The sequence below is a fragment of the Streptomyces sp. ISL-12 genome (assembly GCF_018614415.1).
GTDB lineage: Bacteria > Actinomycetota > Actinomycetes > Streptomycetales > Streptomycetaceae > Streptomyces.
In genome coordinates this window covers 1-15522 of sequence record NZ_JAGGOO010000152.1, presented here as the reverse complement: position 1 = coordinate 15522, position 15522 = coordinate 1, and the positions used below count along the sequence as shown (strand labels likewise).

Genomic DNA, 15522 nt, shown 5'->3' with positions numbered 1-15522 from the left:
TGTCAGCCGAGACCGAGGTAGTCTTCGGGGCCGCCGTCGCGGACCGTGTCGAGCGTGAAGCAGTGGAAGCCGCCTCCGAAAAGCCGTCGATGGCGGTGACGTACCGGGACGACGGTGAACCGGTGCTGCTCCAGGGTCCGCATGAGTTCCGGGCAGGCGCTGTTGACCAGCACCGTCGAGGGATCGACCGACAGGACGTTGAGGTCGATGAACGGGCTGGTGAGCACCAGGTCGTCGTCCTCGTACTGCGGGAAGTTGTTCTTCCCGGGGGGCGGCGCCACGATCAGGTCCCAGCTCCGCAGCGCCTCCGGGAGGAAGTCCAGCACTTCCTTGTTGCGTACCAGCAGCGTGCCGGGCCGCAACGCCAGCACCATGCTGTCGATGTGGCTGTCGCTGAGCCGGTGCACTCGGTGGATGCGGAATCGGCCCTCCAGGTGCCGCTCCAGCCAGTCACAGGCCATGGCATGGTTGGCCGTGGAGATGTTCACGATGACGTCCTGGCCCAGCCGCAGGCACTGTGCCGCGTCGAACATCATCTCGAAGCCCACGTCGTACACGGAGGCCTGCGGGTCCTCGATCGGTTCCGTGGGGCCGCCCACGTTGCTGGTCCGGGCGTACGACAGGTCGAAGGAGGCGTCCGTCATCAGCGGCCGGGGCATGACGGTCCACCGGGCGCCCTGCCGGAAGTACTCGGCGAAGACCGGGGTGAGGAACTGGGTTTCGAAGTAGCGTGAGCGGATCATGGGCGGCGTCTCGATGATCTCGTCCCCGAGGACCAGGGTGTTGTCCCGGATGTTCAACGGGGGTACGACGGCCGCCGACCAGGCCGGCGTGCGTACCTCCGTGGTGGACGCGTCGACGTCCATCGGCCGGTGCACCTTCACCGACAGGGACTCCAGGGTGGCGACGATGCCTTCGATGTCCTCGATGAGTTCATCCACGTACCGCTGCTTGATGGGGGAGCGGTCCGCCGCGGCGCCCCGGCCGGCCCCGTCGGGGGAGCCGCCGGCGCTGAGGCGCGGGTAGTACCACTCGGAGCGGGTGATGTTGTCGTGGAAGAACAGGTCGAACGACAACTCCCGTTCGTGCGACGTGTAGTTCACGGCCGATCCGACGACAACCTCCTTGAGCGGGGACCATTCGTCGAAGCTGTTCAACCGCATGCTGCGTTCTCCTTGCCGGTGGGGTCGGTGCGTGAGGCGGTGCCACCGGGACCGAACAGTTCCTTGAGCCGGTGCTCGTAGGCGGCCGCGCGCGTCAGGTCCTCGGCGATCACGCACTGCATGATCGAGTGGTCTCTCAGGTCGAGGGCACTGCTGAAGATCACCCCGGTGCGGGTCGACGGGTCGTAGGCGAGGCCGGCGTCGGTGAGCGCCGAGACGGCGGAGGCGAAGGAACGGGCGGACCAGCCGTCAGGCCAGATGCGCTCGACGACGACCCGGTCGTCCGCGTGGTCCAGGCCGGCCAGCCGGGCGCCGATGACGGCGTAGGTGTGGGTCGACATGGTGACACGGCCGTTGTACTCGGTGAAGAACAGCTCGCTGTCACGGGTCAGGACGGCGTCCGCGCTGAGGCGTCCGCGATACCCCATGGCGTGCAGCGGGACGCACAACCTCCGTCCGTGCTCGACGAGTCCGGCGGCGGCGTCCGGTTTGAGTCCCTGTGCGGGCACCACTTGCGCCTTGGCCAGTGGCGCCATGATCATTTCGCCGGTGCCGCCGAACTCGACGCCGTCGTCAGTGATCAGGTACTCGGCGAACAGAGAGGTGCTGTCCGGGTAATAGCGTTCGACGACGACCGGGTCGCGACTGTTCCGGCTCAGTTCCGCCCACCGCTCGTCGAGATAGCCCCGCACCTTGGCTGTATCCGTGAGGGTCAGTGTCCGGCGGGCGCCGACGGGCTGGATGCCGGGAACGCGGCTGAGGATTTCATTGCCCTTGCCGCCGAGCGAGTAGTCCTGCTTGACGACGACCGGCGTGTTCGCGTCGAGCAGTTCCGTGATCGCGGACTCGGCGCGTTCCCGGGTGGCGCAGACCGCGCCCTCGGGGACCGGCACGCCGACGCCCGCCGCCACCGCCCGGAACACCGCCTTGCTGTTGACCAGGGCACCACCGCTCTGGGCGGCGAAGCCGAGCCCCGGGACCGCGTGCTCGGCACCGAGAGCGCGGGCCAGCGCGGCCACCGAGGTGTCCGGCCACAGAGCGAGGATGTCCGTGACGGGACGGCCCGCCAGCGCCCGGCGCAGTGCGGTGAGGAAGGCCGGGGCCGACAGCCGGTCGGCGGTCAGCAGGTCCTCCCCGGCGCGCCCGGCAGGTGGGACGACCACCTCGATGGCCGAGCGCCGGGTGCCGGTGAGCGAGGTGACGTAGGCGAGGAATTCCTCCTCGGGGTGGACGGGGAGGACGAGGACATCGCCGTCCTGGGCGAACCACGCCAGCCGCTGCACCGACCAGGAGGCGGCGATACGGGTGAAGAGGTCTTCGTTGAAGTCGTTGCCGATGAGTAGCCGTGTCAAAGGCGTTCCCTCCGTGGAGACGCTTCGGTGTGCTCGAGGTCAGCCGCAGCCGCCCCGGATGCTGCCCGCCTCGCCGGCCGCGTCGGCCGACGGGCCGCCCGCGTTGGCGTTGGTGAGGATGTGCTCCTTCGTCGTCCCCATGAAATGGATGACGATCTCGTGGTTGGTCGACGTGACGGCGGATTCCGAACCGGTCCGGTAGTAGAGGTCGAGGACGCGCGGCGAGGGGGAGAGGTCCGGTTCCCTGTCCGCGCGGAGAGCGGCCACGATGGCGGGCACGTCGTAGGCCAGCCGGACGTCCCTGCGTACGTAGTACCTCTCGTCGCGGATCTCCTCGACCTCCAGTTCCTCGTGCGCGGTTCCCGACTGTTCCGGGCGGAAGACGGGCTGGGTGAGCAGGTCGTAGCGGAACACCTCGTCGAGGACCGGCCGGAACCGCTCGGGGATGAGCGGGCGGATCGACTCGTCCCACCACCGGTGCAGCAGGCGCACGGCCTCCGGATCGGTGTAGAAGTAGCTGATCGCCGCGCCGAAGGACGCGGTGCCTCCGGCGGCGGTCGCGCAGAACTCCCGTAACGGCACGGCCGCCGGATCGTCGATCTCCGCCAGCCAGTCGCCCAGGTTGATCAGCACCCGCGACTGGGTCAGGCCGGCGAAGTGCCGGAGCGGGCCCCATATGTAGCGGAATACCGCGTTCTCGGCGACGACCCGGGCCCAGAAGAGGAACTGCTGCATGTACTGGTTGTCGGCGAAGGTCATGGTGTCGTGCGCGAGCACGTACTCGAAGTCGTCGTGGTCTCCGCGGACCGCCGTGATCCCGAAGAGTTCCTTCTTCTCCATGTAGTCGGTGTTGGGGAGCAGCAGAATGGGGTAGACGGCGATCCTGGACACGCGCCGGGCGAGGCGGTCGTAGCCCTCCATGAAGGACTCCACGGTCTCCCCGGGAGCACCCCAGATCAGCTCGGCGTAGCAGTCCAGGCCCTCCCGGTCGAGCCAGGCCGCCAGGTCCTCCCACTCGTTGACCTTCATGTTGCGCCGGTTCATGGTCTCCAGCGCGCTGTCGCTGAGCGTCTGGAGGGCCAGCGTGAAGGAGCTGTGCATGCCGGCCTCCTTCATCCGCTGGACGATCTTGAAGAACGTCTTGGACTTGTTCTTGGCCCAGGAGGTCTCCAGGGCCCGCGGGAAGCCGTAGGTGTCCCGGGTCTCGATCAGCGCCTCGACGAACTCCAGGTCGCTGGGCAGCAGCCCGAAGTTGGCGTCGCAGGCCACGATGGTGTGCACCTTGAGCTTGGCGAACAGCTCCAGCTCGCGGCGGAGTCGCTCCTGGGAGAAGGCGCGGACCTTCTGGCCGACGGCGCCGCCCCAGTAGCAGAAGGCGCACTTGTAGGGACAGCCGCGGTTGGTCTCCATCAACGCCACGTCGTACCGGAACTCGCCTTTCTCGTCGGTCAGTTCCAGCGCCCCGGTGAGGAAGGGCGAGGGGATCTGTTCGAGGTCGTCGAGGCGCGGGCGCTCCTCGGTGGTGACGACCTCGCCGTCCGGCCCACGGTAGGAGATCCCGGCGACCGAGCCGAGGGCATGCCGGTCCACGCCCGCCAGACAGGCCCTGACCAGCTCTCTGAACGTCAGCTCACCCTCGCCGTTGACCACCACGTCCACCTCTGGAAACATGCGGAAGACGCGAGCTGCCTGGTTGGCCACGTGCGTGCCGCCGAATACGACGAGGCCGGCCGGGTTCAGTTGTTTGAAGGTGGCGGCGAGAGCACCGAAAGACTGGTAGTTCCACCCCAGTACAGAGAAGGCAAGAATGTCCGGCGGGCCGCCGCTGAAGAGTTCGTTGCCCATGGCCGCATTCGTGGTGCCGCCCCGGAAGTTCTTGATGGAGACGTCCACGCGGGGACTGATTTCTTCGTCGGCCATGAGGGTTGACTTAAGATACCCGGAAGCCAGCGGCATTGACTCCAGTGACATTTCCCAGACGCCCTGCTGCACAAGGGAAATGGTGGTTTTGCAGTCTTCTTCGGAAGCTGTCACGCGTGCTCCTCGCATCGAGCGTCGGAACAAACCAAGATGAGTCGCAGGCTTCGCGCTATTTCCTCATGCTCAAGGGGTGTTGATCTCGGTGTCAACCCTGTCGTCGCTATGGATCGGAGAGTCCTGGGGAATGGCTTGATTCAATCACCGGTCGGTTCTGTGATGGATTGATTCCGGTCATGAAACCTGGGATCTGGTCAACTTTCGCGGCGGTTGCGCGCGTTGACCTTGTCCGAGATGGCGTGTTAGCCTCCCGTGGTCTTGCCGATTTCAACATCAGTCACACCCTTGGAAGGGGACACATAACTGATGGGCGATTCGCAGGAATTCGACCGCGTATACGAGAGATTCCAGCTCATCGTCAATGGACCGGCTCTTTTCAATGCCGTCATCACGGCTCTGGAGCTCGATGTCCTTCCGTTCGTATCGCGCCACCCGGGCGCCACGTTCGAGGAACTGCGCCGGCATGTGGGAATCGAGCCGCACAAGCTGCGTGTGCTGATGCTCGCGCTGTGCGCCACCGAGCTGGTGGAGCGGCGCGACGGCGGATACGTGAACTCGCGGGTCGCCGAGGAGCATTTGGTGACGGACCGCCCCGAGGGATGGCGGGACACACTCCTCGGTTGGCGAAGGTTCCAGTATCCGGCCTTCCCTCATCTGACCGACGCCCTGCGGACCGGAACGAACGAGGCAGCGCTCGCTTCTTATCCCGAGCCGGGAAACACGCTCTACGACCGGCTGGCGAACGAACCGGAACTGGTGGCGAGCTATCACGACTCGATCGGGCCGTTCACCCATCTGTTCGCCCACGCCCTCCTGGACAACGCCGAACTCGCCGAGATCGGCCGACTGCTCGACGTCGGCGGTGGCGACGGCACGACCGCGATCAAGTTCGTCCGGCGGCACGCGCACGCCACGGTGACCATCTTCGACATGCCCAGCGTGTGCCGGCACGCGGAGAACGGGCTCCCGGACGATGTCAAGGGTCGCGTGCTGACTCACCCCGGCGACATCTTCGAGGACGACTTCCCCGGCGGCTTCGACGGCATCCTGTTCAGCCACTCCATGGAGGTCTTCTCCCCCGAGCACAACGTCAAACTGCTGACGAAGGCCTACAAGGCGCTGCCCCCGGGCGGGAAGATCTTCCTCTACAACATGTGTGCCCCCGACGACGAGAACAGCGGACTGCTCTCCGCCCGGCTCTCGCTCTTCCTCAACGTCCTGGCGAGCGGCGAGGGCATGGCCTATCCGCCCAAGGACTACGAGCAGTGGCTCACGGAGGTCGGCTGCCGCAGCGTCCGTTCGTACACCGGGCTGCCGTACGAGCACGCGCTCGTCGTCGGCGTCAAGGGATGACCACCAAGCAGGGGAGGACCCCGATGATGACGTCGCCCCCACTCCCCGCAGCCGGCACCGGGGCCGGGGCGGGAAACCTGATACTCGATCACTACGAGCGCCTGCCCGAGGTGGTGGCCGCCTGTGTCACCGACCAGGGCCCCTGCCCCGAGCCCGAGGCATTCCGCCCGGCGTTCGCCTTCCCCGCGCTCGACCCGGCCACCCGCGCGTACTACTCCGCGGCCACGGCGCACTGGCAGCCCCTCGGGGACTACCGAGGCCGCCCGCTCACCCTCCTGGACCTCACCGGCAACCCGGCGACCGGGACGACGAAGACGTTCGCCTCCCTCCTCATCGTCGCGCGGGCCGTCGAACACATCCGGCGCACCGGCACGCCCGTCATGCTCTGCACCCCGACCTCCGGGAACAAGGGCACCGCGCTGCGCGACGCCGTCCTGCGGGCACTGGAGGCCGGACTGGCCGAACCTCACGAACTGCGGATCACGACGCTCGCACCCTTGTCCAGCCACGCCAAGCTGCGCCGCTCCCGACTGTCCGCGGACAGCCAACTCCAGGCCCTGAACCCCCTGCTGCTCCTCGACTCAGAGCGGCCCGAGGACGTCAAGCCTCTCGCCCGTGCCTTCGCCGACGCCCACGCACAGGCCTGGGCGCGGGAGACCGGCGGACGGCTGTGGTTCTCCCTGGAACTCGAGAACTACCTGGTGGCCGACGCCGCCCGGGCCTTCTTCGAGAACCGTGTCGCCCCCTGCGACCACGGCCCCAAGAGGCTGCACGCGCACGCCGTCTCCAGCGCCTTCGGGCTGCTCGGCTACCACCGGGGCCGTACCGTCCTGGAGGAGTCCGGCGAGTCCTCGCCCGAGAGCCGCCCCGCCTCCCTCCTCGTGCAGCACCTCAACACCCCCGACATGGTGCTCAGCTGGAAGTACGGCAGCTTCGACCGGTCCCATCTGCCCCGCTACACCCTGGACCCGGCCACCGGGCTCCACGTCCAGCACACGGACCCCGCCTTCCCGCGGACCGTTCACCGGCTCGACGAAGTGCTGGACCCGACCTTCTACACCCACCGGCCCGCGACCTCCCCGGCCATGAACGAGCTGATCGGCCGACACGGCGGGGCAGGCATCGTCGTCTCGCTGCAGGAGTGCCTGGAGCGTTACCCCCTGATCTACGGGCTGCTCGCCGACACCGCGGCCCGGCTCCCCGACGACCCGCGCACGCTCACCGAGTGGTCGCTCGTCATGGCACTGACCGGCGTCCTCAACGCCATCGACCGCGATCTCGTCGACGACGGCCCCGTTGTCGTCCACGGCAGCGGCACGTACGCGCGCGGCGATTACGACGCCGTCGATGCGGCCGACTACCACGTGGTGCGCTCGGTCGAGGACGTGGCCGCCGTAGTGTGGAAGCGTTGAGCGGCGCGCCCCACCTGGTCGTGCTGGGCACCGGGTCCCTGGCCCGCTCGGTGTGCTGCTCGCTGGCCGGCCTCCGGTCGAGGCCGCTGCGCGTAACCGTCGTCGGCCGCGACGCGCGGGCGGCCGACGAGATCGCCTACCTGGCCGGAAGCAGAGCCCTGCTGTCGGGCGCACCCGTCCGCTTCGACGCGGCGGGTACCGATCCGGGCAGCCACGCCTTCAAGGAACTGCTGGTTCGCACCCGCCCCCGGCTGCTCCTCGTGTGCGCCTCCTCCCAGTCGCCGTGGGAACGCACCCGGCACCCCAGTGGCTGGACCGACCTGATCGCCGAGGCCGGGTTCGGTCTCACCCTGCCCCTGCAGGCCGAGATCCCGGTGTGGGCCGCCCGCGCCGTAGCCGACGCCGCCCCCGACACGCTGTTGATCAATGCCTGCTTCCCCGACGCGGTGAACCCCCTGTTGAAGGCAATGGACCTCCCGGTGCTCTGCGGCATCGGCAACGCCGGCCTGGTGGCGGCATCCCTGGGCCACGCCCTCAGCCTCGGCCCCACCCCCCGGCTCAAGGTCCTCGCCCACCACGTTCACCTGCACGCACCCGCCGCCCCCGCCGACGAAGCGCGAGCCTGGCTCGACGGGGCACCCCTCACCGATGTGACCGCGCTGCTGACACAGCAGCGCACCACCGATCGGGAGCGGCTGAACCTCGTCACCGGACACACTGCGGCTCTCCTGATCGACTCGCTGGCGCACGGCTCCAGGCTGCACACCTCGCTCCCCGGCCCGCACGGACTGCCCGGCGGCTACCCCGTGATGACCCGCGACGGCACGGTGACGCTCGACCTTCCGCCGGGCCTCACCGAGCAGGAAGCCACCGAGTGGAACCACCGCGTAGGAGCCGGTGACGGAGTGACCGTCCACGACGGCCGCGTCCGTTTCACCGGACCTGTTCCGGCCGCGGTCACCGCGCACGCCCCCGCCCTCGCGGAGGGCTTCCCTGCCACCGCGCTCGACGAGGCACAGGCGGAACTGAAGGCCGTACGCGACCGGCTGCGCCGACGAGCCGCACGACGCGACGGGCAGACCCCAACGCCTCGGCTGGAGGAACGATGACCCTGAGTGCCCTGTGGGACGGGCTCGGTTACCGCTGGCGCAACGGCGACGGACGTGTCGTCCTCGGCGCCCACCGCGCCGTCGACGCACTGCGTGGGGGGCACCCGACGGGCCTCGTCTCCCACACGGCCGAGGGGGAGCTGACCATCGGCTGCCAGGGCCCGGCGGAGAGCGTCGGGCTGACCCTGCCGTTCCTGGAGGAGCGACGCGCGGTGCACGTGGGACCCGCCGTCCGGCGGACCACCGCTGCCGAGGGCCGCGCCGACACCCCCGATCTGCTGGTGATCGCGTGCACGGCCGCCAAGGCGCGACGTCTCCCGAGCCACCGCGCGCTGCTGTTGCCGCTGCGCCTCTCGCTCCAGGTCCCTCTCGGCGGGGGCACCCCACCGCTGGCGCGCGTGTCGGCGAAGGACCGCGGGTACTACCGCCGTCAGCGCACCCGCCGTTCATGGACCCTGGAACGCGCCACCAGCACGGCCGACTTCGACTTCTTCTACGACCGTATGCACCGGCCCACCATGGCCCACAGGCACGGTGCCGCCGCCCGTTCCGAACCCCGCCGCAGCGCCTACTCCTGTATTTTCCGCGGGGGAGCCCTCCTCTTCCTGCGCGAGTCCGGCACACGCGTGGCGGGCATGCTGTGCAAATGGGAGCCGGCCCGGCGCAAGCTGGTGATCCGGCTGGCCGGAGTGCTCGACGGCGACACCGCCCACTACCGCTCCGGCGTCTCGATGGCCCTGTACATCGAAGTGCTCGACTGGGCGGCCCGCCACCGCGCGGAGATCGTGGACCTGGGCGGCTGCGAACCCTTCCTCAGCAAGGGCACCTTCCAGTTCAAGCGGAAGATCCACCCCGAGGTCTCGCTCCCCGCCAACCACTGGGGCGGGCAACGGGTCTGGCTCCGAGCGCGCCGCGACAGCGCGCCGCTGCGCGACTTCCTGGTGAGCAATCCACCGGTCTCCATCGACGGCCGGGGACTGTTACGGCCCGTCTACTTCCACGACCACGACCGCCCGCCCCGAACCGAGCTGCGCTGGCGGACCCCGGGCTTGGCCGAGCCGCTGTTCGTCGACCTCGACCAGTTCCTGGCCGGCACGCCCCACGCCCGGCCGACCCGACGGAGGGAGTACTGGTGACCGAACGGCCACCCGCACGGCCCGGCACCGGCCGCCCCGCCCTGGTACGCCGCCACCCCGTGTCCGAGGTGCTCCGGATGCTCCGGTACGAATTGCGCGACTGCGGCACCCGCATCGACACCGAGCGAGCGCCCCTGGAGCCGTTCATCCTTCCCGGACCCATGTACGACGAACTGTTCACCGCCGCGACCGGGCTCCTGGCACTGCTGCGACGCGCGGTGCTGGAGTCGGCGCCGACCCGCGCCGGGAGACTGGCGGAACTCGGACTCGCACCCGACGGCGACGACTACCCGCTCTTCACCGACGACGATCTGTTCGAGGAACGCTACTGCGCCGTGATGGCCCGCCCGGACGTGATCATCGGCCCGCATGGCCCGCAGTTCATCGAGTTCAACGTGAGCGGCGCGTTCGGGGGCCCCGCCGAGACCCACCTGCTGTCCCGCGTCTGGACCGATGTGTACGGCGGTCACGAGGGCGCTCCGTTCACCGGCCACGACCCGCTGGAGGCGCGCGCCGCCTTCTTCGACCAGGTCTGCGAGGACCTCGGGCTGCCGCGCGCGGTCGCCATGGTGGGCAGCCCGTACGAACAGGATCAGGCGGCCACCTCGCGCTACTACGACATCGAGGTCGACGTCCTGCGGCGCCGCGGTCTGCGCGCCGGGTTCTTCGAACCGGACCAGCTGCCACACGGCCTCGGCCTGCCCGAACGGTTGGACTTCCCGGTCGGCCTGCGCTACTTCGCCACCGCCGACTGGACCAGCCGCGGACAGTCGCTGGAACCGGTGCGAACGGTGCTGGACGCGGGATGTCTCCTGCTTCCGCCGCAGAGCAGCTATCTGCTCGCCAACAAGAAGGTGCTTGCCTGGCTCTCCGAGGGGCTGCCTTGGATGACCGAGACGGACCGCGCGCTGACACGGCGGTACATCCCCTGGAGCAGAGTCGTGGGAGACACCAAAGCGGAATGGCGTGGACGCTGGGTCGACTTGCCCGAACTGCTCATGTCCGCTCGGGAACAATTCGTCCTGAAGAAGGCCATCGGCATGATGGGCCGCGAGGTCCTCATCGGTCGGCTGAGCACTCCCGCGCAGTGGGCGGCCGAGGTGGAACGCGCCCTCTCCGAGCGGGACACGATCGTCCAGGAGTACACCGAGTCGGTGCCGTACGAGCTGGAGATGTGCGACGCGTCCGGGACCCGCGCCGAACGGGTCGCCGTCGCCCCCGTCCTGAGCCCCATGGTGTTCGGTGGCCGGCCGGGTGGCTGTTACGCCCGCTACTTCCCGTCGGGGGAGAGCGGTGTGGTCAGTGTCTACGGGCAAGGCGCCATGGAGAACGCCGTGCTGAGGGGAGCTCAGAAATGACGCGAAGCACCATCGAACATGGAACCGGCCTGCGGCTCAGGCGCCTCACAGGCAGCATCGGCGCCGAGGTCACCGGTGTGGATGTCCGCGCGGCGGACGACGCGACGGCCGATGCGGTCGCCCGGCTCGTCGAAGAACACGGAGTGCTGTTCTTCCGTGGCCAGTCGACGGACCCGGCGGACCTGACCCGCTTCGCCTCCCTGCTCGGCCCCCTGCAACCCGCCCACCCCCTCAAGCCCGGGCTCGCCGGCCATCCGCACGTGCTGGCCAACCAGACCGGCGGAGTGACCGCGGATGACATCCGCTGCCGTGACCGCTACAACCGGCACGCCACCAACTGGCACGTGGATTGCACCTTCGTCCGCGACGTCCCGGTCTATTCACTGCTCCAGGCCGTGACCGTGCAGCCGTTCGGCGGGGACACCCTCTTCGCGGACCTCGCCGGCGCGTACAGCGGCCTGTCCCGTCCCCTGCAAGACCTCGCCTCCCGGCTCAGCTGCCCGCACGACGCCAAGATGCTCTACGCGGACTGGCTGCTCCCCGGCCGCGACCAGGAAAGCAGGGACCGGCTGCTCGCTCTGCCCGTCGTCACCCACCCCCTGGTGGCCGTCGCCCCGCAAACCGGCCGCAGGTCCCTCGTCCTCAACCCGAACTGCGTCACCGGCATCGAGGGATTCTCCCAGTTGGAGAGCGACACGCTGCTGGACCTGTTCCTCGCCCACACCTTGGTACCCGAACGCACCGTCCGCTGGAAGTGGGACGAGGGCGACATCGCCGTCTGGGACAACGTGCGGCTGCTGCACAACTACGTACTCGATAATGGACCGGGTGAGAGGCTGATCCAGCGTGCGATGGCGGGTGCCGCCCCGCTCGTCGGACCGGAGGGCGGCACCAGCGGCGCATTGCCGAGTGCCTGAGCCGCTCTGGAACCCGCGTTTACGCCAGATCGACGGAGCAGAAGTGGACGAAACCAAACCCTCGAAGCGGTCACCCCGCCGACGCTTACTGGCCGACACCCGCCCTCTGAGGGTGTCCCCTGAGTACCGCCGCCTGTGGGCCGGGCAGTCACTCTCGGCGATCGGCAGCCAGATGACGGCTGTGGCACTGCCCTTCCAGGTGTACTCCCTCACGCACTCCACCCTGGCCGTCGGCGCGCTCGGCCTGACCACTTTCGTCCCCCTGGTGGTCCTGGGGGTGCTGGGCAGCACGCTGGCGGATGCCTTCGACCGGCGCAAGCTCGTCCTGATCACCAGCAGCGGTCTCACTGTCGTCGCTCTCCTGCTGGCCGCGCAGGCGGTGGTCGACCTGCGCAACCTGGCGCTCTTGTACACGCTCTCGGCCCTGCACTCCTGCCTGTTCGCCCTCGACCAGCCCGCCCGGCGAGCCTTCATCCCCCGGCTGTTGCCTGCGGAACACCTGCCCGCCGCCGGCGCGCTGTCCCAGCTCTCCTTCCAGGCCAGTATGACCGTCGGACCGCTGGTGGCGGGTGTCGTCATCGCGACCGCCGGCCTCGAAGCGGCCTACGTGCTCGACGCCGTCACGTTTCTCGTCGGCCTGTACGCCGTGCTCCGACTCAGTGCGATGCCCCCCGAGGGCGGTGGCCAAGGCCCCGGTGTGGCCGCGGTGGTGGACGGCCTGCGTTTCGCCCGCCGGCACCCGCTGATCGCCGCCGTCTTCCTGGTCGACCTGAACGCGATGGTGCTCGGCGCGCCACGAGCCCTCTTCCCCGCACTCGCCGAGACCCGCTTCGACGGCGGCTCGCAAACGCTGGGCATGCTCTACGCCGCCCCGGCCGTGGGAGGCATCCTGGCCTCAGTGTTCTCCGGGTGGCTGGGCCGTACCCGCCGCCAGGGCAGGGCGATGATGCTAGCGGGCGTGCTCTGGGGCCTGGTCCTGATCGGCTTCGGGCTCAGCACCGCCCTATGGGTGGCGCTGCTGATGCTGATGGTTGCGGGCGCGTGCGATGTCGTCAGCGATGTCTTCCGCACAACGGTTCTCCAGGTCAGCACACCCGACCACCTACGAGGCAGGCTCAGCGGCCTGGACTTCGTGGTCAGCGCGGCCGGCCCCCGACTCGGCGAGCTCCGGGCAGGCGCGGTGGCCCAGTTCACCTCCCCCGTGATCGGAGTGGTGAGCGGCGGCGTCTCCTGCGTCGTGGGTGCGGTCATCCTCGCCTGCACGTTCCCGGCGCTGCGCCGGTATGACGCTCGGCCTTCCACGACTGGTACGACGACGGGGGAGACGGAGAGCGAGGTGACTGTGCGGGGATGAGAGAGGGCGGATCGAATGGAGGGGCTCATCTGTGATGTGGCCATGAACGAAACTAATTACTCGCGCTGTCCTGCCCAAGGGTCATCGAAGTCGGCGGCCAGGGGGTTCTCGCGCGCGCGGACTGCCTCGTACGAGATCTCGACCGGGGCGCCGGAGCGCACCAGCGGCCAGCAGTCGGCCTGCTGGTGAGCCGCCTTGCAACGGGGCCGGAGCGCCGAGTCCGCTCCCAGGCGGGCCCACTCGTCCAGGACGCGGTGACTGGCCGCCTCGCCGGAACGGATGCGCAGTGCCGGTCGACTTCTTCCTCGGCTTCAGCCCGGCTGTCAGCGACGAGGCCGCCAAGCAGATCCGGGTGCAGATCCGCCGCTGGCGGCTGCACGTGCGCAGTGAGACGACCCTGGAGGAACTCGCCCGGGAGATCAACCCGGTCGTGCGGGGCCGGATCAACTGCTTCGGGCGGTTCCACCCGTCCGCGTTGCGCTCCAGCCTCAGGGATCAAGCGGAAGCGAGCCAGAGCGCGAGAGGCCCTGAGCCGTCACGCCAGACGGTTTCCCGGTCTCTTACTGATCACTTCAGAATGAGTTTGGTGTGGGCTCTTGGCAGTTGGGCTGACGGGCGGCAAGTTCTGCGGGTGTCGGATGATCTTGTGCCTGATGACCTGTGGGATCGTGTCGCTCCGCTGCTCCCTCCTCGCCCGCCGCGGCGTCGGCGGTATCCGGGCCGGCTGCCGGCGGATGACCGTGCGGCTCTGGGCGGGATCGTCTACGTCGGCTCCCTGGATTGACCCCGTCGCTGCGGTCTGTGTGATCTCGTCTGTGGCCTTTCGGGCGGCGGCGGGTGACCTTCCTGATCGTTTTCTGGCCAGGGTGTCAGCTGTAGTGGGTGACGCCGTTTTCCTCGCCACGGCCAGTGACCGCCCGGCCGTCCTCGCCCCGGACGGTCGCCGGTTGGATCCTCCGCCGCCCCGAGACTCTCCCTGAAGCCGACCGCCTCCGGCTCAAGACGGTCCGCGCCCGCTGCCCCGGACTCGTCGCCCTCACCACTCACGTCCGGTCCTTCGCGGCCATGCTCACCGGGCGCCGGGGCGAACGGCTGCCGCAGTGGCTCGACGCCGTCGGGGGCGACGGCCTGCCCGGCCTCCACACCCTGGCCGCAGGCTTCGAACGTGACCGTGATGCCGTCATCGCCGGACTGACCCTTGTCTGGAACTCGGGTGCCGTCGAAGGTCACGTCAACCGGATCAAGATGCTCGAACGCCAGATGTTCGGCCGTGCCGGCTTCTCTCTCCTGCGGAAGAGGGTTCTCCTGGCCGGCTGACCACCGCCACTCTTGGGGTGACGGGGGTGAGAGAAGACGCACCGTGGATCCCCGCATACCCCGCCTGCGTCGCAAGCTGGCCGCGGTCCCGTTCCAGCCACTGCGCGGCCACTCCTTCGGGGAAGAGCAACACAAGTTCTGCCTCGGTCCGAAGCCGGCAGAAGCACGTGTCGCTGCGTTCGAGACCAAGCACACGGCATCGTTCTTCCCGACCCTGCCGGCAGTTGCTCACACACATGGGCGGCTCAGGTGCGGCGCCGTTCTACGGCCTCGTGCCGCTGGAGCGGTGTTCCCTGCTGGTCATGAATCCGCGTGAGGAACCGGGGACACCCCGCGGCTTCGACGGCGCAGAACCCGGGGCCCACGGACGCGACCTCTTCCTCCACGTCATCGAAACGGGCTGCACCGGCGTATGCGTCATCGCGGTGACGGGTCCCTTCACCGGCCGCGTCCTCATCGGCAACAGCGATGGGTTGCGGGGCCCCAACGTCTCCTCCGCCACCGACTTCCTCGACTGGTACGAACGCTGGCTCAGCCAGATGAGCGCCGGACGCGACCACCGGGCCCTGGAACTCACCTCACCTCGACTTCGCGCCCGCCCCGGCCGCCAGCGCATGGCCTCGAATCCTGACTTCACGTAACAGGCACACGGAATGTGAGCCAGAACCCGTTCTCGTGAACAGAGCCACACCGTCTCGCGCGCCTGGGCCGCGGCCAGACTGCGGCGGCAGGGAGCCGTCCGGTCCGGGGATCCCGAAGCGCCCGTTACGGTCGGGTGTCTTGGTGCCGGGTCCGGGAGCGGACGGCGTCGGCGGGGGCCGCTGCCCGGGCGCGCGGTCGCCGTCACCTCCGGCAGGGCTTTGACGTGCTTCTTGAGAGTCCCTTCGCGGGTAGGGGACGGGCGGGTGTTCCAGCAGGAGCGCGGCAGGCTGCCGTGTCCGAGGTGTTCCAGCAGCGCCGCAGCCCGGCCTGGGCGTCCTGAGAGGGCCGTGGACTAGGCCATTTCGTTTGGAT

The 15522-nt window shown here is 69.0% G+C and carries 12 protein-coding genes and 2 pseudogenes; 11 read left to right on the top strand and 3 right to left on the bottom strand.

Annotated elements, in window-relative coordinates:
* Positions 1–2: 2 nt before the first annotated feature.
* From J7I94_RS33905 to J7I94_RS33895, 3 genes are read right to left on the bottom strand one after another with little or no spacing between them, the layout of a single operon-like run.
* Positions 3–1163 carry a glycine amidinotransferase gene (locus tag J7I94_RS33905; protein ID WP_215173506.1) on the bottom strand — a complete coding sequence of 387 codons (1161 nt, stop codon included), beginning with the start codon at positions 1161–1163 and terminating at the stop codon, positions 3–5.
* The gene (locus J7I94_RS33900; RefSeq protein ID WP_215173504.1) at positions 1154–2515 is read right to left on the bottom strand and encodes a peptide ligase PGM1-related protein; all 1362 of its coding nucleotides are present in this window, start codon (positions 2513–2515) and stop codon (positions 1154–1156) included. Before J7I94_RS33900 ends, J7I94_RS33905 begins: the two co-directional genes overlap by 10 nt.
* 39 nt (positions 2516–2554) lie before the next feature.
* Positions 2555–4564, bottom strand: a complete 2010-nt coding sequence (locus J7I94_RS33895; RefSeq protein ID WP_285442767.1) for a KedN5 family methylcobalamin-dependent radical SAM C-methyltransferase — start codon at positions 4562–4564, stop codon at positions 2555–2557.
* Positions 4565–4858: 294 nt separating this feature from the next.
* On the opposite strand from J7I94_RS33895, the gene J7I94_RS33890 reads away from it, so the two are divergent.
* The 11 genes and pseudogenes from J7I94_RS33890 to J7I94_RS33845 all read left to right on the top strand — a co-directional run bounded on the left by J7I94_RS33890 (position 4859) and on the right by J7I94_RS33845 (position 15149).
* Entirely contained in the window at positions 4859–5905 is a 1047-nt protein-coding gene (locus J7I94_RS33890; RefSeq protein WP_215173502.1) for a methyltransferase, read from the top strand.
* A 23-nt stretch (positions 5906–5928) separates the two neighbouring features.
* Complete coding sequence (locus J7I94_RS33885) at positions 5929–7317, top strand: DUF6002 family protein (protein WP_215173500.1); 1389 nt, start codon at positions 5929–5931, stop codon at positions 7315–7317.
* The gene (locus tag J7I94_RS33880; protein ID WP_215173498.1) at positions 7314–8426 is read left to right on the top strand and encodes a hypothetical protein; all 1113 of its coding nucleotides are present in this window, start codon (positions 7314–7316) and stop codon (positions 8424–8426) included. Before J7I94_RS33885 ends, J7I94_RS33880 begins: the two co-directional genes overlap by 4 nt.
* A complete protein-coding gene (locus tag J7I94_RS33875) occupies positions 8423–9562 on the top strand; it encodes a GNAT family N-acetyltransferase (RefSeq protein ID WP_215173496.1) in 1140 nt (379 codons plus the stop codon). The genes J7I94_RS33880 and J7I94_RS33875 overlap by 4 nt, the downstream gene beginning before the upstream one ends.
* The gene (locus J7I94_RS33870) at positions 9559–10920 is read left to right on the top strand and encodes a hypothetical protein (protein ID WP_215173494.1); all 1362 of its coding nucleotides are present in this window, start codon (positions 9559–9561) and stop codon (positions 10918–10920) included. The genes J7I94_RS33875 and J7I94_RS33870 overlap by 4 nt, the downstream gene beginning before the upstream one ends.
* A complete protein-coding gene (locus J7I94_RS33865) occupies positions 10917–11837 on the top strand; it encodes a TauD/TfdA family dioxygenase (protein ID WP_215173492.1) in 921 nt (306 codons plus the stop codon). Before J7I94_RS33870 ends, J7I94_RS33865 begins: the two co-directional genes overlap by 4 nt.
* 112 nt (positions 11838–11949) lie before the next feature.
* Complete coding sequence (locus tag J7I94_RS33860; protein ID WP_308114819.1) at positions 11950–13191, top strand: MFS transporter; 1242 nt, start codon at positions 11950–11952, stop codon at positions 13189–13191.
* 286 nt (positions 13192–13477) lie between these two features.
* Positions 13478–13672, top strand: a pseudogene (locus tag J7I94_RS39415) (group II intron maturase-specific domain-containing protein); the annotation flags it as partial.
* A 96-nt stretch (positions 13673–13768) separates the two neighbouring features.
* Positions 13769–13960: pseudogene (locus J7I94_RS38815) on the top strand (hypothetical protein); the annotation flags it as partial.
* A gap of 140 nt (positions 13961–14100) precedes the next feature.
* The gene (locus tag J7I94_RS33850; protein WP_215173488.1) at positions 14101–14508 is read left to right on the top strand and encodes a transposase; all 408 of its coding nucleotides are present in this window, start codon (positions 14101–14103) and stop codon (positions 14506–14508) included.
* A 236-nt stretch (positions 14509–14744) separates the two neighbouring features.
* Positions 14745–15149: a hypothetical protein gene (locus J7I94_RS33845; RefSeq protein ID WP_306522702.1), complete on the top strand. Its 405-nt coding sequence runs from the start codon at positions 14745–14747 to the stop codon at positions 15147–15149.
* The last annotated feature ends 373 nt before the right edge of the window (positions 15150–15522 follow it).